The organism is Zunongwangia pacifica (genome assembly GCF_023499215.1).
Classification (GTDB): domain Bacteria; phylum Bacteroidota; class Bacteroidia; order Flavobacteriales; family Flavobacteriaceae; genus Zunongwangia; species Zunongwangia pacifica.
Genome location: NZ_JAKHSK010000002.1, coordinates 70,900 through 96,855, shown reverse-complemented (window position 1 = coordinate 96,855; position 25,956 = coordinate 70,900). Strand labels below are relative to the sequence as shown.

The following is a 25,956-nucleotide window of genomic DNA, read 5'->3' as shown; positions in this document are numbered from 1 at the left end:
CCCAATAACGATTAAAAAATGTATGAATTCAAATAGAACCAGATTTATTAATTCTGATAAGCAGGTGTCTGAACTTTGTTTTGGAGCCTGGGGTTTATCAGGAATATTTGAAAAATGTTCTGAACAGGACCTTATTCGGTCTGTTGTAAATTGTTTAAATAAAGGAATTAATTTTATTGACACAGCAAGGGATTATGGAGATTCAGAACACATTGTAGGAAAAGTATTAAAACAATATGAAGGAGAAAAACCTTTTATATCTACCAAAATCCAATCAAGAGGGCCCGGCATGCTCCGATGGGGAATGCCTCGGGATGTTAACGAGGTTTTTCCCAAAGGATGGGTAACTAAAAGTGCAGAGGAAAGCTTGAGGCAATTGCAACTCGAAAAGGTAGATCTTATGCAGTTACATCTATATTGGGCTAATTGGGGACTGGATGGATATTGGATGGAAGAACTTCAAGAACTGAAAGAATGTGGTAAAATAGATCATATTGGTATTTCCATTCCCGATCACCGCCACGAAAATGCTCTGGTAATGGCCAGTAGTGGCTTAGTTGACTCTATACAAACCATTGTGAATATTTTTGATCCCTATGCTTTTGATAGTTTGATTCCACTGTGTCAGGAGAAAAAAATAGCAGTATTGGCTCGTTGTGTTCTCGATCAGGGAGGGCTTAGTGGATTTTTGACACCCGAAATGAAGTTTGAAGACGGAGACTTGAGGAAAGTACTTTTTTCAAAAGAAATAAGGGAAGAATATATTGAGAGAGTAAAAGCTCTTGAGCAATATATTCCTACATATGCCTCCAATTTAACTTCACTTGCTATAAAATTTGTACTGGCACATCCGGGGGTAACTTCGGCCTTGATATCTATGCATATTGAGAAATACGCAAATGAGAATATCGCAGTTCTTCAGGAGGAGCCTTTACCGGAATCTGTTTTTCAGGAGATAAGGATGCATCACAGATGGTTAAAAAATTTATTTAATAAAGTGTACTGGTCAGATGGAATATATCAGGAATAATTCTAAAGTAAAATGGATGGAATTATTGCCTGATGAATTTCTCGAAAGGCAAAATAATTGTCCTTTGGTATATCTGCCTATGGGACTCTGTGAACCACATGGGCACATTTCAGCTTTTGGACTGGATACCATCAAAGCAGAATATATTTGTGAAGTTGCAGCGCAAGAAGCCGGAGGGATCATAGCACCCACTCAGGGATATCATATTCATGAAACGGGATATCATGCACCGTGGCTGGAAGAAGTCGTAGGTGAGGTAAATCCTTATATGGCCTCCATTCCTCCCAATATCTTATTGCATTTATTTCTTTATCAGCTTCGGGCATTTAACAATGCGGGATTTAAAGCAGTAATCGTAATAAGTGGGCATGCCGGTGGAAATCAGGAAGATCTAAGATTGGTTGCATCTACATTTATGGAGCATTATAATATGAAGGTCGAGATAAGAGCAGATCCGGAATTAGTGAAGGAAAAATATGAAGGAGATCATGCAGGTAAATATGAAATATCTCAATTGATGTACATTAGGCCAGACCTTATAGATATGTCCAAAATTTCAAGGCAGTTCAAAGATGAAACTCTTGGAAGGTTCGCCCTGGGAACTGATGCTTCCGAAGCTTCTCCGGAGTTAGGGAAAAAGATTATTAATTCCTGTATCAACGAAACCTGTAGAATAGCAGGTAATCTAATTAGATCAATTGATAAAAAGGCACCTGTAAAAACTATTGATTTTGAACAGATAGAAGAGCTTTGGAAAAAAATCGCAAGGGAACAAAGGGATTGGACTACCTGGAATCTTCATAAGGGACAAAATCCAGCGGGAGAAGGATCCAGGTGGAAAAAGTACGAAAGATGGGTGCCATCTCTATGAAATGAAGGATTCAATTTCTCAAATATTTATAATTAACATGTTAATCAGATGAATAAAATTATTTCTTTAAAAGGGTTGCTTATTGTTTTTCTCATCTCCGTGTGTGTTTCTTCCTGTAAGGCACAACACTTGGAGGATACAAGGATTTTAGTATTTAGTAAGACAGCCGAATGGCATCATGAATCTATTCCCGCGGGAAATAAAGCATTGATTAAATTGGGAGAAGAAAATAAAATTTTAGTGGATACTACTACAGCTTCCTCTTTTTTTAATGAAGATAATCTCAGAAAGTATGCAGCAGTAGTGTTTTTAAATACTACAGGAGATGTCTTAAACGATGAACAAGAGGAGGCATTCATGCAGTATATTCAATCTGGAGGTGGATTTGTAGGTATACATGGAGCTTCGGATACTGAGCATGACTGGGAATGGTATGGAGAGCTGGTGGGAGGATATTTTAAAAACCACCCGGATATTCAGGAGGCGGTCCTTCATGTCGTGGATAAAAAACATCCTTCTACAGAAATGTTGCCTAACAATTGGGTAAGAACCGATGAATGGTATAACTTTCGGAATTTAAATAAGGAAGTGAATTTACTCATCACCATAGATGAAGAAAGCTATAATGGGGGTGAAAATAATAAACTGCACCCAATGGCGTGGTATCATTCTTTTGACGGAGGACGAGCTTTCTATACAGCTTTAGGACATTCTGAAGAAGCTTTTTCAGAGCCGCTTTTTCTAGAACATCTTTTGGGAGGAATTAACTATGCTATAGGGGAGTAAAAATAATGCAGAGCAATTCGATTAAGAAAAATGCAAAAAAGAACGGTAGATATTTAATATAACAATAAATCGTAATTAAAATGAATTCAAAAATTAAATTAGGCATTCTCGGAGGGGGAGGAGATTCTCTCATAGGTGTTCTTCACCGGATAGCTTCATCAATGTTTGATCAATTTGAACTAGTGGGGGGAGTCTTTAATCCTGAGCTAAAAGAAAGTATATCTTTTGCTGAAGAAATTGGATTGCCCACCAATCGGATTTATGAAGATTTAGATTCGCTTATAGAAAAAGAAAAAGCTCTTCCGGAAAACGAAAGAATGCAGGTGATTTCTGTTCTGACACCTAACTTTCTCCATTTTCCTATGGCTAAACAGCTGTTGGAAAATAATTTCCATGTGATTTGTGAAAAACCTTTAACAACTACTTATGAGGAAGCCAAAATTCTTGAGGAATTAAGGAAGAAATCTCGAAAAGTTTTTGCTGTCACTTACACTTATACGGGCTATCCTATGGTTAGGCAAATGAAGGAAATGATTGCTGCGGGAGAGATTGGTAAGGTTCATAAAGTTGATGTCCAATATTACCAGGGATGGATAAATGAAATTATTCATGATAAAGAGAAACGTTCCTCCGTATGGAGGTTGGATCCTGAAAAAGCTGGGCTAAGCAGCTGTATAGGAGATATCGGGACACATGCATTTAACATGATAGAATATCTTACGAATCTCGAGGTCAGGGAGATTTTAGCCGATCTTAATTATTTGTATCAGGATAACCGAATGGACATAGATGGTACCATACTGGTAAGATTTTCTGATTATGCTAAAGGTGTTATCCGGTCTAGTCAGATTGCTACAGGTGAAGAAAATAATCTAACAGTCAAGATATACGGAGAAAAAGGCGGATTCAAATGGGAGCAGGAAAATCCTAATCATTTGTATTTGATGAAAGAAGGACAGCCGATGGAGGTATTAAAACCGGGACATTCCTATAATAGTAAAATTTCTCTAAATGGAACAAAACTTCCTCCCGGGCATCCGGAAGGTATTTTTGATTCCATGGGGAATATCTATAAAGGTGTAGCCAGAGCAGTAAAAAAGGGAAATTTTTGGCCGGGAGAATTTCCGGATTTAAGAGAAGGCATACGAGGGGTGAATTTTATTGAAAAAACTGTAGAATCACACCAGAATGGCAACATCTGGGTAAAACTTAATCATTGAAATTTAAAAAAGAAAAACAATTTAAGATGAAGACTATAAAAGGACCAGCAGTCTTTCTGGCGCAATTTATGGATAGCAAACCTCCTTTTGATTCCTTAGACGGTCTGTGCAAATGGGCTGCAGATTTGGGATATAAGGGAATACAAATCCCTACATGGGAAACTGCACTGATAGACGTAACGAAAGCAGGGGAAAGCAAAACTTACTGTGATGAATTAAAGGGGAAAGTTGAATCCTATGGCCTCAAAATTACAGAACTTGCTTCCCACCTGCAGGGGCAATTGGTAGCAGTACATCCGGCTTATGATATCATGTTCGACAGTTTCGCTCCTGAAGAATACAGGAATAATCCAAAGAAACGAACCGAATGGGCCATTGAACAGTTAAAAAGTGCAGCAAAAGCCAGCAGAAATTTAGGGCTTGATATTCATGGTACCTTCAGTGGTTCGCTTCTGTGGCACACTTCACATCCCTGGCCGCAACGTCCCCCAGGTCTTGTAGAAATGGGATTTAAAGAACTCGCAAATCGATGGATACCTATCCTCGATGTATTTGACGAGCAAGGGGTGGATGTCTGCTACGAAGTACATCCCGGGGAAGACCTGCATGACGGTGTTACCTTTGAGCGCTTTTTGAAAGCTACCGGAAACCATAAGCGGGTAAACCTGCTCTATGATCCTAGTCATTTCATTTTACAGCAACTGGATTACATTGCTTATATAGACCATTACCATGAGTTTATAAAAATGTTCCACGTAAAGGATGCCGAATTCAATCCCACAGGAAAAAAGGGGACTTTTGGAGGATATGAAGATTGGATTGATAGAGCAGGGAGGTATCGTCATCCCGGAGACGGCCAGGTGGATTTTAAAACTGTTTTCTCAAAGCTTACCCAATACGGCTGTGATGTTTGGGCTGTGATGGAGTGGGAATGTTGTATAAAATCACCAGAGCAGGGGGCTAAAGAAGGAGCACCCTTTATCAAAAGCCATATCATACAAGCTACAGAGAAGAAGTTTGATGACTTTGCAGGTACCCAGACCGATGAGGAGGAACTCAAAAGGATTCTGGGGGTGTAAGTGTTGCTATTTTCGGTTATTTATAAGATTAGTTACCATTAATGCGTATTAATAAGTTAAAATAAAATATGAAATATTGTAAAAGAATTTTTTTGGGCATAATAGCTTTGGCAGTAATGTCTTGTGGAGAAAAAAAAGAAGAAAAGGAAAAAATCACTATTGGAGACAATAATTCAACAAGTAGTGCAATTACTACAAAAGCGAAAGCATCGGATGAAGAGAAAGTTGTTGAAGTTTTTATTTCGGCTAACGATCAAATGCAATTTAGTAAAAATGAAATAAAAGTTGAAGCTGGAAATGTAGTGAGGCTAACCCTTAAGCATACAGGGGAAATGAATGAAAAAGTAATGGGACATAATTTCGTTTTACTAACGCAAGGGACAGATATTAGCGCGTTTGGACAAAAAGCGATGACAGCAGGGGCAGAAAAAAATTACATCCCTGAAGATGGGAAGCAAGTGATTGCTCATACAGAAATAATTGGCGGAGGAGAATCTACAACCATTGAATTTAAAGCACCTAAAGCTGGGAGGTATGATTTTATTTGCAGTTTTCCGGGACATTATGCAGTAATGCAGGGTAAATTTATTGTTGAATAGATCGATTTAGCATATTAATTAAGGGGAATATTCAATCTAAATCTGGTGCTAGGGGATATCTTTACTAAAGTAATGGTCCTCTGTATATGCGTTGATTTTAAGTTTACTGGAAGTTAATGTAACCCCATCGCCTAACCAAGAATGGCTTCCTTAATTGAAATTACCATCAAAAATCCCGATATTTGCATATCTATTATTGCAGCAACAATTCACTGGCTTCATCCAGTACGGCAGTATCCAGCTCTTTCAGATAAGCCTTGGTGGTTTTTATATCCTGGTGACCGAGGGATTCACTTATGATATCTGTTCCCGCTCCTTTTTGTTTTAAGCAATTGGCGAAGCTATGTCTGGCGACATAACTCGTAAGGGGTTTATCAATTTCGGCGAGACTTGCTAATTCCTTTAAATCCTTATTAAACTTACTCAGGGTTTTTCTTTTTCTGTCATTTAATTGAGTAGGGGTGAGTTTCTCTCTAAGGATTATTGGAAATATATAGGGTTTTTTATCTTTCCGGTAATAGTCAAGTATGTCTTTTACTGGTGGCATAATTTTAATGATGAAATTCCCTTTGGTTTTTGCTCGGGTATAATGAATTCTGTCGCCGGAAACATTTTCCCACCTAAGTCTCATCATATCGGCGAAATTCATTCCCCTGGTATAAAAGCTAAAAATAAAATAATGTCTACTATTAACTAAATGAGGTTTATCACTCAAATCCAAATTTTGCAGGTTATGAACTTCTTCAATGTTAAGGGCTTTTTTAATTGCTTTACCTTTTAGTTTAGCTATTTTATAGTTTTTAAAGGGATAAAGTTTTTCGGAAATTATACCTCTCTTTATCGCTACATTGAAAATTGCTCTTATTGCTCGCATTTTAACTCCAATGCCTCCTCCAGTTCCGCCTTTATTCCTAAGGTACACTTCATACTTATCTAGAAAGGTAGGGGATACTTCATTGAAATGTAAAGATTTCTGCTTCACGAATTTTTGTACCGAATTTTTAGTGTGGTGATAAATGGCAGCATTGCTCATTCTTCCTGCTTCTTTCATTTCATCAATTTGCTCTTGCCAAAATATAAAAATGTTTGAAGCTTCGGGATTTGATTGTATCCTAAATTTTTTTTCAAAATCATTCAGGGTATAGAAATCCTGATTCATTTCCAGTTCACTTATTACTTCTAATGCTCTATCTTCAATTTTCCCCAATAATCTATTTGATTTAAGTTGTAGAGAGTGTTTCTTATTAAAGCGCCCTACCTTGGGATCCCATTCACTTAATTGAGCTTCAAATGGGGTCCCAAAAAATTTAGATTTACGATCTTTGGTTACTCTTAGGGAAATTGGATATTTGCCATTGGACAACTTTTTTTTCCGAAGTATTGTTTTAATAGACGACATATCAAGTATTTAAAACTAACATGGGTACAACATAGGTACAACAAATTCACAGATAAAGATAATTTAAAGAAACCAAATTAAAAATTATATTTCATAAAATACTGATAATCAAATAAATGAAAATAAATGAAAATTATGAGTAGGCTCTTTTTGACTTCTCATAATCAAGGGGTCCCTGGTTCGAGCCCAGGTGGGACCACTAAAAGCACTCAATTTGAGTGCTTTTTTTATTTAAAGCTCTTATTATCAGCTTTTTACATTTGAGTAGCCATTTTTAATTCCCTATAAATTATTATGTTTTTGATACCCGCCTAATTTTGGGTATCACAATCTTTAATTTGCGATTTTCTTTTAAACTGATTAATTCCCCATAACGCACTATTTTTCCCTATTTTTTGTAGTGAATTGACATACTGTTGTTTATAAATAATCGCTCATATAGTTTAGCTTGAATATTTAAAATTTACATTTATATGTTATACGAGGGTAAAATTTTATTATATTTACCCTTGTTGATAAAACACAAGTAATTATTACTCTTGTTCAGAATGACAGATTTTAATAAAAATATACCATTTAATAGCCTACCACTTTTACCTCCAAAAACAACTTTAGAAACCACTAAAGTGCTACGCAAAACTATTAATGCAAGCAGAGCCTTAGCCCAGCTTAATGGTATGTTGACTAATCTGCCCAACCCTACTTTATTTTTAGACACCATACATCTTCAAGAAGCAAAAGCAAGTTCAGAAATAGAAAATATTATTACAACTAACGACGATTTATATAAATCTTTGGTTGCCGATAAAAAGTTTGATAATCTAGCGACAAAAGAGGTAATTAGCTACAAAGAAGCACTCTGGAATGGCTTACACGAAATAGAAAAACGCCCTTTTATAAGTACAAGTTTATGCATAGATATTGTACAACGTATTAAAAAAAATAGTGCAGGGATTAGAGCAACTCCGGGTACAACCTTAAAAAATACTAAAGGAGATACTATATACACGCCTCCAACAGGTGATGCGGTAATAAGAGAGAAATTGGCTAATTTAGAAACTTTTATTAATAATGATGACGCTATGGATCCCTTAATAAAAATGGCACTAATGCATTATCAATTTGAAGCTATTCACCCATTTACTGATGGTAATGGCAGAACAGGGCGTATTTTATTATTACTCTATCTTAAGTTAGAAAAGCTATTAGATACACCTGCTATTTTTTTAAGTGAATATATCATAGCAAATAAAGAAGATTATTATAGCAAGCTACGTGAAGTAACTGAAAATAACGATTGGGAATCATGGATATTATATATGCTTGATATGGTAGAATACACATCTAAAAAAGGTTTGGAACGCCTAAAAAATGTTACCAACCTAATGGAGCAAACGACTATTGAAATTAAAGAAAAATTACCTAAAGTTTATACAAAAGAACTTGTGGAAATATTATTTAGATTGCCATATACCAAACGACAGTTTTTAATAGATGAAAAACTAGGGACACCTAAAACCGTAGGTAATTACCTAATAGCTTTAGAAGAAGCAGGTTTTTTAACTTCTGAAAAAGTTGGGAAAGAAAAATTATATCTCAATCATAGATTAATGGCTGTTTTAGAACAGTCTTGATTATAGATTGAATTAAAAATATAAAAATCAATAAATGACAAGTACAGCACAAAGAGCCCAGGTGGGACCACATTGAATACTTGTAAAGCCCTATAAACATTATGTCTGTAGGGCTTTTTTTATCTCAGGGGACGACTATTTATTTTTTGCTTGACTTATTTTGTTAAAATTACAATAGGTATGATGTGCTTCTAAAACATTCTATTTTCTACTTTATATTTGAAAATCTAGACAAAATTAAATTTATTTGGATGCTGCAAAAATTGGATTAGAACAGGATAATGGCGAGATTCTAGGTCATAACATTCATTCTGAAATTCAGAATGGACTTTATCTAACTACGGATACGTTGTTAATTAATGAAAATATTAATAATTTCAATATTAATGTTGAAGTTATTCCAAATCAGGTAGTCACGAAGATTTCTAAATGTGATAAAGTCGCTATAATAACTTTTGTAGTAGATGAAAGTAGAAAGTATCAATACTTAGTCGGTGCGGATTTGGAAATCGGAAAAATGTAGGGGTTGATTACTAAGCAGGTACCCGAACAAGTAAAAAGATCTTATTAAGGAAGCATATTACTTGACCCAAAAAATAAGCTTTCAGATTTTATGTAGTTCTTACTTGAATTTTTATCTTTAATTGAGCCTTATAATCATTTGGATTGTAGGGTTTAATTTTTAGTTGGCAGAAGTTTTAAGATTTGAATAATCTGACAAGAAATCTGAATATGTAATTATTGTCAGATTTTGGGATAAAAAAAGCCAAAATGACATATATCAGGCATTTTGGCGCAATTCTTGATAATTCAGGCGTAGACATTTTATCTCCTAAATAATCTATATTATTCAGAGACTTACAATCTTGGTTTAAAAAAGTTATTTAACTGATTTATTTGCCTTTAATCGATGTTTTTAGCTTAATCGAATACAAATGTAAATAAAACTAAATGAATTGAATGTTAAAATTTTCTAATAATTAAATTTTTTTTGTTGTAGATACTAAAAATAATTTCGGAGGAAGTCGCTAACTAAGCAATTATAGCGCACTATTTTTTTATTAATTTTATAATACAACAAGAATGAAAAATTTTTCATCAGTTTTTAATATTGCTCTTCGACAGCCAGAATTAGAATTTGTCGACATTAAACTTAACAGAGATAATCCAATATTTTTAGACCCTAGATTGATTGAGTATCAAAGAGATCCAATAGCTAAGAAGATGCATAAAAGAATTGAAATCTTTTGGGCAGAAGTATTCAAAGCTATACGAGCTAAAGATTTAAAGAGAACGCATGCCTTATTGGAGGGTATGAAGGAGCCTCGTGAAACTAGATTAGGTTACGCTAGTGGTATTCAAGGAAACAATGTAGGGGAGGTTTTAAAAGACGAAATCATCACCGCTCTGCAAAATAGTTTTGCTATTAAAACAGGTATTTTATCTCATTTCGGTGATGTGGAACTTTTTATTGATCAGATTGGTATTGATAGAATTTCTGATATAACAACCAAAATAATAAAGGATGTTTTAATTGAATTCACGCAAGATCAATGTAGTATTTTTTCTTCGCACATTAAACTTCATAAAATTAAGCAGAGAGATATTTTTGACTACAAAACCTTGAAATGGCTCGACAAGGAAGTTCTGTTACCCGTATTTGATGGTATTCCCATTATTCTTGTGCCTAAAACTTTAGTAAGATTGGGTGGTCAATCAAGAGGGAATTTTCAGTGTTTTTATAGGTTTGCTACTCGATATTTTATTGAGAAAGAGCCTGAGATGTTGAAAGATATAAGTCCTTCGGGAAAGGACGGTAAATTAATCTTGCGTGATGTAAGAGCTTATTATCCGCCATCTAAGGATTCTTTAGCAAGATGGTGTGCCTTTAACAGTAATCTTTTAATTGATTTTAAAAGTGATAAATTAAATGGTAGAATCCATATCTTAAGCGATGATGAGATTATGGATGTAGTTTACGGTAATCTAATGAAAGACGCTGGTTAATTCTAAATTAGAGCAGGCTAATTATTTAGTCTGCTCTTTATCTATTAATTCGAGATTCTTGTGATTTAACCTTCTATAAAGCGGTAATGTTTGTCTGTTTAGGTCAATCACTTTAATATTAGAAAAGGTCTTTCGATATGATTGCATTTAATCGTTTAAAGTTATCCAAGAACTCCGTTGTAGTGTAAAAGTCTGTGTAGAGCTCTGAAATGCGTTTAGAGCAGTTCCAAAACTGACATTTAATTTAACATAATTCTGAGTATGTATTTTGTTACAGAACCATTTAGGATATTGTTTAATATTCCTTCTATTTCCCACTTTAGTCATTCAATTTAAAAGTAAGAGTTCCGGCTTATGGGAATTATCTTTTCTAAAAAACAAGACCTCTTCATTTTTAATTTTGAAGAGGTCTTTACTTGATAATCGAGATTAAATGATCTGGATTCCGATAGTCTTCGGGATGTCTCGAAATAAAAAATAATTTTCTAACAACTAACTACCGCATGGGCTTGGCATGAAGTAGTTTGCTGTTTGATTTGATCGCAATAAATTAGTCCAATATTGCACTATAACTCCTTTATTTTTATATTTCTAAACCATACATCGTCACCATGATCCTGAAGTCCGATATATCCTTTTTTATCATCGCCTCCGGCATTTAGAAAACTGTTCCAGTCTTTAAACTTACTGTCTTTAATCATTTCTTTCCATTCATCGGTCCATAAATGATATTCTACAACATTTTCTCCATTCTGAGTATGTACCACGGTTCCCCTATATACAAGAATAGAAACTTTGTTCCATTCTCCCACAGGTTTAGCGTTTTGTGGCTTAGCGGGTATTAAATCGTATAAAGAGCCAGCCTGTCTGTTTCCATCCTTCCCTAATTTTGCATCTGGGTGTCTGTCATTATCAAGGATCTGCATTTCAGGAGCTGAAGTGAAGATTGGCTCTCCTTCTATTTCTTCTGCTAAATAGAATATTCCGCTATTCCCTCCTTCTGAAATTTTCCATTCCAATGAAAGCTCAAAATCTTTAAATTCCTCATCAAAGATGATATCACCACCATTTCCGGCTTCTCCGGTACCTGCCCCCTGAACTTTTAAGGCGCCATCTTCGATAGTCCATCCTTTTTCAGGAAAGGAATCTTTAAGGTATCCTCGCCAGCCATCGGTACTTTTACCATCAAATAGTAATTTCCATCCATCTTCTTTCTCCTTTTCAGATAGTTGATTAGGGGAGTTAGCAACAGCTGTTTTTACACTATTTGCTACACTGTCGATTTTCTGTTCGTCTGATGATGATTCTTTTTTACTTTCTCCACAGCCTACAAGCACAGTACCTGATAGAAAAAGTGTAAGTAACTGTAAATTGATGGTTTTTGTTATTGGGGATAAGTTTATTGTTCTTTTCATAATTCTATAATTTATACACGACTTATTTCTTAAGATAATTTCCAACCTTCTCTGTAAGTATGTTTAATATACTCTTGTGATGCCTGCTTGGCATTTATTGTAGCATATTGGGTATCGAATTTAGGATCACCTTCTATTACGGTAAATTTATCTGAAGTGACCACTCTTATTTCTTCGTTATCCTTGATATTGGTGATTTCCATTTTTTCTGCGTCCCATTCCAGTTTTTTCTTTAAATCCTGTAAACGTACCGCCAAATCTCCCATTACCACAACTTCGTTAAATGGCCCGGAATACATGAAATTTGAACTGGCTTCGGTACGACTTTCCTTAGGTTCTTTACAGGCTCTAACCCAATCCATTTCGTGACTGGTGGAAACACGCGGAATAGTTTTTTTAACATTTGGAGGGTTATTCTCTCTGCCTATAATATAAGGGTCACGACCGTAAGTGCTACAAATAATGGTTCCTTTGGTTCCTACAACCATGGCTCCTCCGCCATCATCACCCATAATTTTTCCTGGTATCATACCTTCAGGACGTTCTGGTAACAACCCTCCATCATACCACGTAAATTTGAGTTCAGGCATTTTGATGTTCTTTAGCTTTTTTCTTTTCGGGAAATAATAAGTTACCTTTTCAGCTATAGGAGCACTTTCGGTATTTACCTGCGAAGAACTTCCTTCAAATGCAATAGGCTGTCCCAGATTTAGGGCAAAATAAACCGGATCTATAAGATGGCAGCCCATGTCTCCTAAAGCACCTGTTCCAAAATCCCACCATGCTCTCCAGTTCCAGGGAGTGTACGAAGGATGATAAGGCCTATAGTTTGCCGGACCAATAAAAAGATCCCAATCCAGGGTAGATGGAATAGCGGGTTGTTCTTTTGGTCGTTCCAATCCCTGTGGCCATATAGGACGATTTGTCCAGGCATGGGCTTCTATCGGGTGCCCAATTTCTCCATTTTGTATCCATTCGGCAAATAATCGTGTGCCTTCACCAGAATGACCCTGATTTCCCATTTGCGTAGCCACACCCGTTTCCTTTGCTAGTTGGGTTAAATAACGGGATTCGTAAATGGAATGGGTAAGGGGCTTTTGAAGGTACACATGCTTTCCTAATTTCATACTATCTGCAGCGGTAACCGCATGAGTATGATCTGGAGTTGCAATGACTACGGCATCAATATCTTTACTCATGTCATCGAACATCTTTCGATAATCCTTGTACCTTTTAGCTTTAGGGTACTTATTGAAGGTTCCTGCCGCATATTTCCAGTCTACATCTGCAAGAGCTACAATATTTTGCCCGGTTATATTTCCTAAGTTAGCTGCGCCCATTCCGCCAACGCCAATCCCTGCGATATTTAAAGCATCACTTGGAGCGGTATATCCAATTCCTCCAAGAACATGCCTTGGAACGATACTTATCCCGGCAGCAACAGTGGCGGTCCGGGAGATAAACTTCCTCCTTGAGAATGTATTTTTCTCTTCTTTGTTGTCCATGATTTTTAGTTTAATTATAGAATATTCGGATTTAATAGTTGTTTTTAAAAAAGCGACTTAACCTGTAAAGTGGTATCATCCTGACTATAAATATATAAAATTTAGCTAAATCGATTTACTTTATTTTTTATTTATGATTTTTTAGTTGGTTAAGGTTTTTTTTGAATTACCAGAATGGGTTTTGTACTAATTCAGGATTAATATCAATTTCTGTTTGATGGATAGGAACCCAGTAGTTCTTTTTAGAGAACTTACGTGTTTGATATACGGTTCTTTGAAAGAAACAATTAGGATTACTTTCTTCGTCGCAATATTCGGTACCAAAGAAATTCATACCGTAAAAATCCCTATCCAGTGTTTCTTCACCAATTTTCCATCTTCGTATATCTCTATAGCGTATACCCGATTCACAATTTAATTCAACCCTACGTTCCCTTCGTATTGCTTCTTTCATTTGAGCCTGTGTCATTCCAGATGGGAGATCAGGAATTCCTGCTCGCTCTCGTATAAGGTTTACATATTCAAGGATCTGAGGATTGCCGGGATCACTTTCGTTTAAAGCCTCGGCATAGTTTAAATAGGCTTCTCCTAATCTGTATAAAATTCCTGGGCGATATGGATTAATTCCTGCTCTGGGATCATGATCTGGATGAACTTTTTTTCTAACCAAATAGCCGTTTTGTGGTGCATCATGTGTTGGGCCACCATCCCATTCCCCCAGCATAAATCGAGTAGTACGGTTCTCTCTTCTGTGCCATGCTCGGTTATAAAGTACTGAAATATAGAAACGAGGTTCCCGATGCGTGTACATATTATAGGTGCCGGGTAAGGTGACCTGCCCTTCTTTCCCTTCCTGATCTCCCTGAACTTCTATCCATTTGGTATTGCGGTATTCAGACTCTTCTGAAAATCCTTTTTCCTGGTAACCGGAATCAGGATCATCGATAGGCAATCCATTTTCCATAAAAAAGGCATCCACCAGTGATTGTGTTATCCCCAGGCCACCATTTCCTCCGGTACCCCGTGGTTGTGCATGTTTATCATATTCCCAGTGATTATTATCCGGGCGGGCAAATAGTATTTCAGTATTTCCATCAGTGATCTTTCGAAACATCATGTTTTGATAAGAAAGAAAAGGATCAATAGAGCCGTCTGCATTATACTCATAATAAAGATCATGCCCGGCAGCATGGGCTACGTCAATTAACTCCTTACATGCATCTGCGGCCTTAATCCATTTTTGCGGATCGTAAGTGGTATTAAATAAAGGTTCTCCAAGGCTATTTGTAAAACCATCATAGTCTTTATTTCCATTAACCAGGGGACTGGCAGCAAATAATAACATTCTTGCCCTTACCGCCAAAGCCATTACAGAAGTGGCTCTACCAAATTTTGACCCGTCGGAATAGCGCGCGGGCAATAAGTTGGAAACCTCCCTAAGCTCGTTGTCAACCCAGGTTACGATTTCATCAAATGGTCTTCGCTCCTTTAATAAATCCTCATCGGCCGTAACGATCTTGTCAGTAAACGGAACAGGGCCATAAGCTTCTATTAACAGCCAGTAATAATAAGCAACAAGGAAACGGGCTTCGTTTCTCATATTCTCCACATCTTCTTCGGTAACCTGTTGGGCGGGTAAAGGCTTAACATTTTCTATAAAAATAAAAGCAGATCTAATCCTTTTGGGTAAGACATCCCAGTAATCACTATCCCAGGGAGAAGAGGGACTCCAGTTTCCTGTTTGCTTGGCTATCACGTTCCAGCCAAATTGCTCCCATCCCGTAGAGGGGGCCATATCATCGCCCAAAGCATCATATCCAATATCTTTAAGCATTGCAAAATAAGGATCTGGTACACTGTTATAAATTCCCGCAAGCCAGTCCTCGGTTCTGGTTTTATCATTAAAAACTTTCTCAAGGGTTAGCTGATCTTCCGGTGCCTTATCTAAATAGTCGGTACAGGAAAAAAGTAGTATGCAGATGAAGAGACTTATCGTGTATGTTATATTTTTCATTTTATCGTTTTTTTGTTAAAAATTGATATCAATTCCAGCTGTAAAAGCCTGAATTGGTGGATACCTGAAACCTGTAGAAGTATCTATTTCGGGATCCCAAAGATCGAATGAGGAAAAAGTTAAAAGATTATTACCTCGCAGATAAAACCGGGCCGTTTTCATGCTTACTTTTTTAGTAAGCTTTTTAGGCAGGATATATCCTATTTCGGCATTCTTTAAGCGCAACATGCTCATATTTCTTAGCCACCATGTCGAGGCCATTCCGTTATTTGCATTGGTTTGGTTGGACAATCTTGGCCAAAATACATCCTGACTTGGATTTTCAACGGTCCATCTATCGTTTACATTAGCATAAATGTTTCCCAAAGCTGCCGCTCCGGTACCCGGGATAAAATACTGGCCTCCTATGATACGGTCTGTCTTGGCATTCCCTTGGAAGAATAATCCGATATCAAAATTTTTATATTGGGTATTAATCCCAAAACCATACACGATTTCGGGGGTATAAGTTCCTCCTATAGCCGTATTATCCAGGCCGGTTATTCTACCGTCTCCGTTTAAATCTTTATATTTTATATCTCCGGGACGTACCGGGCCAAATGTATGCTCGGGAACTCCTTCCTTTAAAATACCTTCTTCTATATTCTCAAAGTCCTCATTTTTGAAAAGTCCGTCGTCCACCAGTCCAAAAATTTGCCCAACAGGTTTACCGGTAGAAGATCTGCTGGTGCCAATTAACGCTTTTGGTTCGTCCTGTTCAATGATTTCATTATGCGCATAACTGAAATTTCCCCATGCTTTTATAAAAAGGTCTTCAGAAAACTGCTTATTCACATCCAGTGATAATTCAAATCCCTGATTATCCACTTTACCGTAATTGGCCCAGGGATTATTTACGAAACCAGAAGAACCCGGAACTGTTCTTCGCTGTTGGAAAATATCTCTTCTCTGCTCTTTAAAGATATCAGCTCTTAAGTTGATACTGTTCCATAAGCCAAGCTCAATACCCAAATTTGCTTTGGCTACTGTTTCCCAGGTTAAATCTGGAACACCATAATCTCCTTCCCAACGTCCTGCTCTTTGGTAGTCATTATTAACTCCCCATCTGTAGCCACCGGTATCACCTATAGTGGTAATGTATGGGAAACGTCGGCCTCCCAGCTGGTCATTCCCAACCAGACCGTAAGAAGCTCTTATTTTTAAATTGGAAATACTCTCCTTTAATTTTTCCATAAATGGCTCCTCTGAAATAATCCATCCTGCTGCTACCGAGGGGAAGAACCCAAAACGTTTTCCTTTTGCAAAGTTTTCAGATCCATTGTATCCAAAATTAAACTCAGCTATATATCTTCTTTTTCTGGAGTATGAAAAACGTCCAGCGAACCCCTGATTTCGGTAAGGCAACCTATCGCCATTGTCGTAATTCCGCTGATTATACAAGAGTAAACCATCCACCTGGTTATCATCACCAAAATTATTGGAGTATTCCAGTCTGCTTTCTATATAAACCGCTTTATCTCCCCAGTCAGAGCCCGTTTCATATCCAAGAAAATCCTGCCCGTAACTGTAAATGGTAAGGTCTAAAGAACCGTCATCGAGTCTACCTGTAGCCGGGTTAAAATAATCTGGGTTTTTTCTTCGGGTAACGCTGTTAGCATTATAACGGTCAAAGGAAAATTTAAAGGTTGTTTTTAAGCCTTTTAATAGAAAATCTAATTTCTGTTCTACGGAAAATAAAGACTCTAGTTTACTCGCACTTTGGCGTTCATATCCGGTTTGTGTGGCAAGAGCCCATGGATTTGACCTTTCTGGTTGCACGGGGATTTCTCCTGATGAATATTGTGTAGGGTGTTGGTATGGCGGAGTCTCAAAAGCCAGGTTGAATAAATTGTCAACAGATTGCGGTGCTCTTCTAAGATCCTGAAGGTATCCACCAATACTAACCCTGAATAATGTAGTTGGAGTAACATTTAAGTCGACATTCGATCTTAAATTATAACGATCAAGATTAGGCGAAGAATCCCATTCCTGCGACGGATCCCTTTCAATGATACCCTGCTCATTATAGTAAGAAGCGACAAAAGCATAACGAAGAAGATCGGTTCCGCCAGAAATCGTAAGATTTACCCGATCATTGGAAGCAAAGTCTTTGGTGATCTCGTCTAACCAGTTTACATCTGGATATAAATCTGGGTCATTCCCGGCTCTTATGTTTTCAATCCTTTCTTCTGAAAAAGGAGGTGTGGTACCTTCTTCACGGGCAATAGTATTAAACAATTCCAAATAGTCTACAGCGCCTATAAATTCCGGAAGGTGCACCGGCTTGGTAATACTGTGCTCATATCTTACATTTAGCTGAGGTTTCCCTATTTTCCCTCTTTTAGTGGTAATTAAAATAACGCCATTGGCTCCTCTAACACCATATACTGCGCTGGCAGCGGCATCTTTTAATATCGAAAATGTGGCTATTTCAGCCGGATCAATATTATTTAGGGATCTTTCAACACCATCTACTAATACAAGGGGGGAAGAATTGCCTGCAAAAGAGGAGATTCCACGTATCCAAAATTGCGCATTATCATAGCCTAATTCCCCAGAGCGCTGTACGGCGATGACCCCTGCAAGTCTTCCGGCAAGATTATTACTAACAGATCGCGAAGAACTAGTTTGTAATTCTTCGGGTTCTATAGTCGAAACCGAACTAATCACAGAATATTTTTTCTGGGTTCCATAACCTACCACCACGACATCTTCCAGAGATTCTGCATTAACCTCAAGTAAAATTTCAGTGATGTCCTTACTCGCAGGTACACTTTTGGTGAGATATCCTACATAACTTATTTCTAATGTTGAAGTAGGGGAAACCTGTAGTTCAAAATTACCATCAAAATCGGTTATAGCTCCGTTGTTCTTTCCAACTTCTATGATATTTGCTCCCGGTATGGGCATTCGGGTTTCGGCGTCCAGCACTTTTCCCGTTATGGTAATGGCATCTTGTGAAGATGCCGCTATACTAAAAAGACAGCATAGTAAAAGTAAAATTTTTCTCATATTTTAAGCTTTGATTAATTTTGGTTATTTTGTCTGATCATTTTGATATTGTTATTTTATCGTTGATGAGTTGATGTTTGCACTTCAATCGATTTCGATGTCTTTACATAGGAAATTGGGAAACTTGATTTCAGGTTTTTATGAAATTCCCTTAGGTTTTCGCTAATTATACCATCAACTAAAAGCCTAATTATTTACCTGTGATTAACAGACGATGGCAGATTTAAAACTTCTATCTGTTTATAACAGCTTTTTTGGTTATCGTAGAGCGATGCTTTAGCATATTTCCTGTATCAGTTTATTTTGAATAGTATCCTTTATAATCCCATGACGATTATTGTGATCCCAAAAAAGAACTATATCTATTTATGGATGCTCCTGGTAAATGAATTGATTAATTAATAAAGATTTTATGTGTTATAAATACATTTAATAATTTATAAGGTTAAGTGTTGATAAATCATTAATTTTTCATCCAAATTATAATTTTGGTATCTTTTGAAATGTTCATTTTGTGTCATTCTATCATTAATACCGTTCAAACTTTAAAAAAATCTTAATTTTGAGGTGTTTTGAAACATTATGTGAAAAAGTGATACGATACATTGAATGTTTTTGGGAGTCTTGATTGTATCGTTTTTTGAAGCTAAATAGGGGAATAAAGTATCGTATGCAGGATGAAAACGAGAGGAGTTTTAAGCTTTTCTCTTTAGATTATAAAACTTCCCTTACTTAATTATATGCCCTAAAAACTGATTGAATAAATAGGTTAGTATTTATTTTAGAAGGCTGTAAATACCGTATAAATAAATTTGCTTTAACCAGATGTTTATTGGGTGCATAGGTGAGGTAAAACAATCCCGTGAAGTATAGATTATTTGGTTTTATAAAGCCATAAATTACATTGCCGAGATCAAAAAAAGTAGTCCAAAATCTTTAAATAACAATATCTTGCAAAGTTTTTAAAACATGATAATCATCAGTTTCGAAACTTTGATTCTCCTGTATCTTTACACTCGATTTTTGTACAAATATTTTAGAAAGCCAATTAAAGCATTTAACTATGGAATTTTTGTTAGATTTTCTTAGTACAGATTACATTGCACTTTTCATTATTATTGGTATTGGTATTTTTATGGGAGGTATTAAGATTAAAGGGGTCTCCTTTGATTCTTCCGCAGTAATTTTTGTAGCTATTTTTTATGGATACTGGCTGAATGCCCGAGGTGTTGAGTTTCAGCTTCCAGGAATTATTCAGAAAATAGGTTTGTTGCTATTTATCTTCACAATTGGGATGCAAGCGGGACCTTCCTTTTTTGAAGTTTTCAAAAGTCAGGGTGCAAAACTAATTATTCTGGCGGTATTGAGTGTAGTAGTGGGTACTATTACTACTGCATTGCTATCGGTTGGATTTGATGTAGATTATAAAATTTCGGTAGGCTTATTAACCGGGGCTCTTACCAGTACTCCTGGTTTGGCGGCAGCGATAGAGGCTTCTAATTCACCATTAGCTTCCATAGGATATGGTATTGCTTATCCTTTTGGGGTTGTTGGGGTTATTTTATTTGTAAAATTATCCCCTAAACTTTTTGGGGCAAAGGTTGCTGAGGAAGAAGAAAAATACGCCTTAGAAGCACAAAGTAAGGTTCCCGAAGTGACCAATCGTAATTTCGAAATCACCAACGACAATATTGAGGGCAGAACGATTAAAGATCTTGATATCAGGATGATGACCAAGGCAAATATTTCTAGGATCATGAGTCCCGATACCATGAGCGTGACGCCCCCTACCGCAGAAGTGGTCTTACATAAAGGAGATGTAGTAAAGGCTGTTGGTACAGAAGAAGCCCTAAAAAGGGTAGAGGTATTGCTAGGGCATACCACCGAAGTAGAGATACCGGCAAGCGGTTTAATGGAAGTAAAATGGTATGTTGTTTCTAGGCGTAATGTGGTGAATAAGTCACTAAAAGAACTGAATTTGCAGAGCAATTTTAAAGCAACCGTTACAAGGGTTAGACGAGCCGGAATAGATTTATCTGCCCGACCCACCTTAAAACTTAGATATGGAGATCGATTATTAATTTCGTCTAGTAAAGGAAATGTAACTGCACTTTCTAATTTGTTTGGTGATAGTATGAAAGAGGTAGAGACTACAAGTTTCTTGCCGGTGGCCCTGGGGTGCGTTGTAGGCTTATTACTCGGTGCGATAGAAGTACCACTTCCTGGCGGAAGTTCTTTCTCTTTGGGGATAACCGGTGGAGTTTTAATTGCAGCTTTGGTTTTAAGCCGAATTGGGAAAACGGGGCCAATTATTTGGAATTTACCGGTGATAGGAAATCAGATTTTAAGACAATTTGGACTGCTGCTTTTCCTTACTCCGGTTGGTTTGGCTGCAGGAAGTAAAATAGGCCCTACAATTAACGAATATGGATTTAATCTTTTTGGGATAGGTGCCGCTATCACTTTAATACCCATGATTGTGGTTGTTATTGTAGGACGGTTGTTTTTTAAAGTAAACTTTCTTTCACTTTTAGGTGCGCTTACCGGAGGAATGACCAGTACACCGGGCCTATCTGCGGTAGATTCTATGACCAGTACAGAAGGGCCTCAGGTGGCTTATGCAACCGTATATCCATTTGCCCTGGTAACTATTATTATTTGTGCGCAAATATTGGGAAGCTTGTAATGTTTGGACTAAAAAAATAAAACCTGGGTTTTATTGAGAAAAGTGATATAATAAAATAGCCTTTCATAATTTTTGAAAGGCTTTTTATTGGATTAAGATTGGTTGAATTTTCGATCGATTATTACTTAAAATCTTACTATAACTGCCCGGCGCCTGTTTTAAATTCAGATGGGTTATAACCATATTTTTCTTTAAATACTTTCCTAAAATATTTAATACTACTAAAACCAACTTCAAAAGAAGCTTCTGTCACCGAGTATTCTTCCTGATAAATAAGTTTGGCTGCTTTCTTTAGCTTCGTATCGCGAATAAACTCGTTTATGTTTTGGCCGGTAATGGCTTTTATTTTTCGGTATAAAGAAGTTCTGCTCATACCAAGTTCTTTAACCAGATAATCGGTATTTACTTTAACTTCAGGACATCCGTTTAAAATAAGCGCTTCAGTTTTCAGTAAAAATTTCTTTTCGGAATCAATAATTCCTGAGGTATTTTCAGAGAACGTATTTTTCTGAAATTCTGGATTTCCCTTCAATAAAAATTCCTGTAATTTTTTACGATTTTCGAGTAGCGCTTTAATTCTGGTTTTTAATAAATTGGGATGAAATGGTTTGGTGATATAATCATCTGCACCTTCTGCAAATCCAGAAGAAATACTTTCGGTATTGCTTTTCGCGGTTAATAAAATGATAGGGACATGGCTGGTAATATGATGCTGCTTTAATTGATTGCAAAGCTGAATACCATTTAATTTTGGCATCATGACATCTGAGATGATTAAATCAGGTACATATTTTAACGCTTTTTTTACGCCATCTTCGCCATCACGTGAATGTATTAAATCAAATTCATCTTTAAGAATACTGTCTAGATACGTTAAGATTTCAGGATTGTCGTCTATAATGAGTACGATCTCTTTGCCTTTTTTACCAGCCAATTGTTTTTCTTTTTTATCCTTAATGGTGATGCGGGTTAGACTTTCTTTAGCGAGTATGTTTTCAAGATCTTTTTCTTCATTTCCCGTGTCTAATATAGTGGTGCTTAAATTTATAGGAATACTAAGGGTAAATTGTGTCGTCCCGTTACTTTCGCTTTTAACTTTTATATTTCCCAGATGTAGCTCTGCAAAACGTTTTGATAAAGCTAAGCCAATACCAGATCCTTTTTTTCTAAGACTATTATCGGCGCGGTAATACCAATCGAAAATTTGATTAATGTCTTCTTGTTTTATACCAATTCCCTGATTGCTCACTTTTATCTTAAGCATCTCGTTTTTGGTAAAAACCTCAATAGTTACTTTTCCTTGCCATTTGGAGTATTTTATAGCGTTGGATAACAGGTTGTTATAGATAATTTCGAGTTTGCCCAGATCGCAATTAAATTTTTCCAGAGGTGTTAATATGCTTAGCGAAAGCTTTATTTTTTTGTCTTTAGCCAGCGGCTTATAATTTTTTGTCCATTGCCGGATGTTTTTTTCAAGATCATGCTGTCCTACCACTAACTGACTAAGACCTTCTTCGGCTTTTCTAAATTCTAAAAGACGGTCTATACGGCCATATAAAATTTGAGCATTACGTTTTATAAAACTAAGGTTTTCGATAGTTTCCTGTTTATGCACTTTACCAAGTAGACTTTCAACCGGAGCCATAATTAGGGTAAGCGGAGTTTTTAGTTCGTGAGAAAATGCGGTAAAAAAACGTAATCGTTCTTCGTTAAGATCGTGTTCTAATTTTCGTTGCTTTTTTTCGAAAATTAGTGAGTTATTAAGTTTTAGTCGATCTGAATAATACTTGCCGATAATGCACAATATTAAACCGAAAATAAGAACATAAAGGATATAAGCAGGAAATGTGGCCCAAAAAGGAGGGAGTATTGTTATGGCTAATATTTTTGAAGTATTTGCACGATAAGGAGAATCTGTTTTAATTTCAAGCTCGTATTTTCCTGGCGGCACGTTGGTGAAATTAGCCGATCCTATGCCCTGAGTTTTAATCCAGAATTCGTTGTATCCCTTTAATTTATAGAGATATTCTATATTATTGGCCTGTGGAAATTTTAATACTGCAAAGTTTACTGAAAAGGTATTTTCGCTATGATCTAAAGTAATTGAAGATCTATAAGGGAGCGAAGCAGTTAAAATCGCGTCTTCGTCGTCGTTTACTAAAACCTTTTTATTTAAAACGATAAGGTCTTTAAGAATAAGAGGGTACGATTTAGTTTTTTTAGAAAACGTCTTAGGATCAAAATAATTCACTCCATTGATACCGCCAGCATAAATAGTTCCTGCTTTAGACATTAACAGGCATCCTACACCAAAACCTCCTTTTTGAATATTGTTTAAGCTCGATATATCCAGTATCTCTTTATTTTCAAGACTAAATCTATTAATACCTTTGTAGGTTGAAAGCCAGATATACTCTTTATTTTCCTGAACAATATCGGTAATGGTATTATTGCTAAGACCATCTTCCTCGGTATAGACCGTAATTTTTTTAGATTCAGGATTTAGTAAAATCAATCCGCCATAGCGCGTGCCAACCATAATTGTATTTTCTGATATTGGATGAATAGCGAATACAATATTACTCGTCATCCCTTCAATATTAGAAGAATTAAAAAATTCAGAGCTATTTGTTCTGGGATCATATTTAATGATTCCTGTACCAAAAGTTCCTAACCACAGGTTTCCTAATTTATCTTCTTCAATAGCTCTAATATCGATCTTGCCAAGCTTTTCTATGTAATTAAATTTATCTTCCTGCTCATTGTACAGGTATAAGCCACCCTGGTTTGTCCCTACCCAAATATGCCCATTGCTAGACTGAAAGATAGCTCTTACATCACTCCCATCGCCAGGTTTGCCTTCTAGATAATGTTTAAAATTACCCGATTTTTTATCTAACCTGTTTAAACCTCCAAGATAAGTACCAACCCAAACTCGATCTTGTTTATCTTCCAGGATCGATAAAATATAGTCATTGCTTAAACTTTTAGTATTATTTTCGATATGGGTAAGGTGCGTGAATTTTTTTGAAGCTGGATGGTACAAATCTAAACCTCCACCATCTGTTCCTATCCAAATATTGCCGTTAGAGGCATTAGCTAAAGTTCCTATGCGATTATGGATTAGGGAATTTTCACTTTGTTTTTTTTGCTGAAGGGTATGGACAATTTCACCTGCAGGATTTACATAATTAAGCCCTGTTGAAGTACCTATCCAAACTTTCCCATGATGATCCATCTTCATCTTGTGGATAGAGCGATTCCATACGCTAGTGCCATCAGTTGCAGGTAAGAATTTTCTAATGATCGCCTGGTTAGGGTCTTTAAAAAATGAAGCTTTATTTAGAATATTTAGCCCTCCGTTTCTTGTCCCTACCCAAATATTCCCTTTTTTATCTTCCTGAAAGGATAAAACATCATTATCGCTTAAGCTTCCCGTCAAGGTTATTTTTTTTCCAGCATTGGTGATTACTGAAATTCCAGCTCGTGTTCCAATCCAAAGATTTTCATGATCGTCTTGATATAAACAGTTGATGATCGACGAATTTAAAAAACTATTTCCCGCCTGATATTTTTTAACAACTTTCCCAGATTTTAAGTCGATTTTATTTAGTCCTTTATTAAAAGTGCCTACCCAAAGTATCGAATCTCGCTGTAATAGAGATGAAGAAATTTCGGTAGAAGTCATCGAGCTATAATCGATGTGTTTTTTCTGAAATCTGAAGTTTTTATCTAATAGTTGAAGTCCGCCGCGATAGGTACCCACAATAGTAGCTCCCCAAGAAGTTAAAGAAATAGAACTTATACTATTATTGATCAGGCCATCTTTTTGACTTATCAATTTCATTTTACCTGTTCTGGTATTATAAATGTTAAGTCCGCCATCTGTACCAATAAGAAGCTCTTCAGGGTTTTTAAATGCTAAACGCTGAACCGAATTATTTGCGATTTGATATTCATTAGCGCTTGTATTTTCTCTAAACTTTAAAAATTGGGATCCGTCGTATCTATTTAGGCCGTCTTCTGTAGCAATCCATATAAAACCCAAAGAATCCTGAACAATATCATTTATGACATTACTTGAAAGTCCATTTTCTACATTTAGTATATGAAAATTCAATGCTTGTTGGGATACTTTATCGATGGTGTCTTGAGCGTAAATAGCGTTTCCTAAAATTAAAGAACAAAAATAAATAGTCGTTATCATCTTCATAATCCTGGCTTTTAGAATATAATCACGAAATCGTTTTCCTATTTTAAATAATAAGAAAAGAGATTTCAATAATTTTTTAAATGTAAAAAAAACACTTATAATTTTATTGGAAATTCTAAATAAATTCAGCCTAGATGATTTTAGACATCATTTATGAGGATTTTTCGTGAGAACATAGCCAAATGCTATCGACTATAAGGTTTATAATAATAAATAGGAGCTTTCTTTTTGTTTTGAAGTTGAAGTAATCCAGAAGTCACTCTATTTTATGCCTTTCCTGCTTCAAAAAATCAATATTTGCTCGAAGGGTTTTTTAAAATAGTTCACCACACATTATACGCTTGCCCGTCTTTTTTTAATGATTGCTGAAATTAGCGATTTTTAGACCCAATTTTTAAAGAATATTGAAATATAGACTTCTGGGATTTATGAATTGGCAAAAAATGC

The 25,956-nt window shown here is 36.2% G+C and carries 16 protein-coding genes; 10 read left to right on the top strand and 6 right to left on the bottom strand.

The genetic code is table 11. From position 1 onward, the window contains the following. The first annotated feature begins 22 nt into the window (after positions 1 to 22). The 6 genes from L1967_RS01805 (at position 23) to azu (ending at position 5,585) form a co-directional block, all read left to right on the top strand. The gene (locus L1967_RS01805; protein ID WP_249600005.1) at positions 23 to 1,030 is read left to right on the top strand and encodes an aldo/keto reductase; all 1,008 of its coding nucleotides are present in this window, start codon (positions 23 to 25) and stop codon (positions 1,028 to 1,030) included. Continuing rightward, the gene (locus L1967_RS01800; RefSeq protein ID WP_249600004.1) at positions 1,011 to 1,901 is read left to right on the top strand and encodes a creatininase family protein; all 891 of its coding nucleotides are present in this window, start codon (positions 1,011 to 1,013) and stop codon (positions 1,899 to 1,901) included. The genes L1967_RS01805 and L1967_RS01800 overlap by 20 nt, the downstream gene beginning before the upstream one ends. 48 nt (positions 1,902 to 1,949) lie before the next feature. Beyond that, on the top strand, positions 1,950 to 2,687 hold the full coding sequence (locus L1967_RS01795; RefSeq protein ID WP_249600003.1) for a ThuA domain-containing protein: 738 nt from the start codon (positions 1,950 to 1,952) through the stop codon (positions 2,685 to 2,687). A gap of 80 nt (positions 2,688 to 2,767) precedes the next feature. After that, on the top strand, positions 2,768 to 3,907 hold the full coding sequence (locus tag L1967_RS01790; RefSeq protein WP_249600002.1) for a Gfo/Idh/MocA family protein: 1,140 nt from the start codon (positions 2,768 to 2,770) through the stop codon (positions 3,905 to 3,907). A 26-nt stretch (positions 3,908 to 3,933) separates the two neighbouring features. Continuing rightward, positions 3,934 to 4,986, top strand: coding sequence for a sugar phosphate isomerase/epimerase family protein (locus tag L1967_RS01785; protein ID WP_249600001.1), 1,053 nt, complete (start codon positions 3,934 to 3,936; stop codon positions 4,984 to 4,986). Positions 4,987 to 5,054: 68 nt separating this feature from the next. Continuing rightward, on the top strand, positions 5,055 to 5,585 hold the full coding sequence (gene azu, locus L1967_RS01780) for an azurin (protein ID WP_249600000.1): 531 nt from the start codon (positions 5,055 to 5,057) through the stop codon (positions 5,583 to 5,585). A gap of 193 nt (positions 5,586 to 5,778) precedes the next feature. Here the strand turns inward: azu and L1967_RS01775 are convergent, their stop codons facing one another. Beyond that, the gene (locus tag L1967_RS01775) at positions 5,779 to 6,984 is read right to left on the bottom strand and encodes a site-specific integrase (protein ID WP_249599999.1); all 1,206 of its coding nucleotides are present in this window, start codon (positions 6,982 to 6,984) and stop codon (positions 5,779 to 5,781) included. Between the two features lie 548 nt (positions 6,985 to 7,532). Between L1967_RS01775 and L1967_RS01770 the strand changes: the two genes are divergently transcribed. From L1967_RS01770 to L1967_RS01760, 3 genes are all read left to right on the top strand, one after another. After that, on the top strand, positions 7,533 to 8,618 hold the full coding sequence (locus L1967_RS01770) for a Fic family protein (protein ID WP_249599998.1): 1,086 nt from the start codon (positions 7,533 to 7,535) through the stop codon (positions 8,616 to 8,618). Between the two features lie 247 nt (positions 8,619 to 8,865). Continuing rightward, on the top strand, positions 8,866 to 9,141 hold the full coding sequence (locus L1967_RS01765) for a hypothetical protein (protein ID WP_249599997.1): 276 nt from the start codon (positions 8,866 to 8,868) through the stop codon (positions 9,139 to 9,141). Between the two features lie 560 nt (positions 9,142 to 9,701). Next, positions 9,702 to 10,625 carry a hypothetical protein gene (locus L1967_RS01760; protein ID WP_249599996.1) on the top strand — a complete coding sequence of 308 codons (924 nt, stop codon included), beginning with the start codon at positions 9,702 to 9,704 and terminating at the stop codon, positions 10,623 to 10,625. Positions 10,626 to 11,191: 566 nt separating this feature from the next. Here L1967_RS01760 and L1967_RS01755 read toward each other — a convergent pair. From L1967_RS01755 to L1967_RS01740, 4 genes are all read right to left on the bottom strand, one after another. Further along, positions 11,192 to 12,040: a 3-keto-disaccharide hydrolase gene (locus L1967_RS01755; protein ID WP_249599995.1), complete on the bottom strand. Its 849-nt coding sequence runs from the start codon at positions 12,038 to 12,040 to the stop codon at positions 11,192 to 11,194. Between the two features lie 29 nt (positions 12,041 to 12,069). Continuing rightward, positions 12,070 to 13,545: a Gfo/Idh/MocA family protein gene (locus tag L1967_RS01750; protein ID WP_249599994.1), complete on the bottom strand. Its 1,476-nt coding sequence runs from the start codon at positions 13,543 to 13,545 to the stop codon at positions 12,070 to 12,072. 166 nt (positions 13,546 to 13,711) lie between these two features. Then, positions 13,712 to 15,559 carry a RagB/SusD family nutrient uptake outer membrane protein gene (locus tag L1967_RS01745; RefSeq protein ID WP_249599993.1) on the bottom strand — a complete coding sequence of 616 codons (1,848 nt, stop codon included), beginning with the start codon at positions 15,557 to 15,559 and terminating at the stop codon, positions 13,712 to 13,714. Between the two features lie 15 nt (positions 15,560 to 15,574). Continuing rightward, a complete protein-coding gene (locus tag L1967_RS01740; RefSeq protein ID WP_249599992.1) occupies positions 15,575 to 18,610 on the bottom strand; it encodes a SusC/RagA family TonB-linked outer membrane protein in 3,036 nt (1,011 codons plus the stop codon). Positions 18,611 to 19,673: 1,063 nt separating this feature from the next. Here L1967_RS01740 and L1967_RS01735 point away from each other — a divergent pair. Next, positions 19,674 to 21,296 (top strand): aspartate:alanine exchanger family transporter, encoded by a 1,623-nt coding sequence (locus L1967_RS01735; protein ID WP_249599991.1) that lies wholly within the window; start codon positions 19,674 to 19,676, stop codon positions 21,294 to 21,296. 136 nt (positions 21,297 to 21,432) lie between these two features. On the opposite strand, the gene L1967_RS01730 is transcribed toward L1967_RS01735, so the two are convergent. Further along, positions 21,433 to 25,509, bottom strand: coding sequence for a hybrid sensor histidine kinase/response regulator transcription factor (locus L1967_RS01730; protein WP_249599990.1), 4,077 nt, complete (start codon positions 25,507 to 25,509; stop codon positions 21,433 to 21,435). Positions 25,510 to 25,956 lie beyond the last annotated feature (447 nt).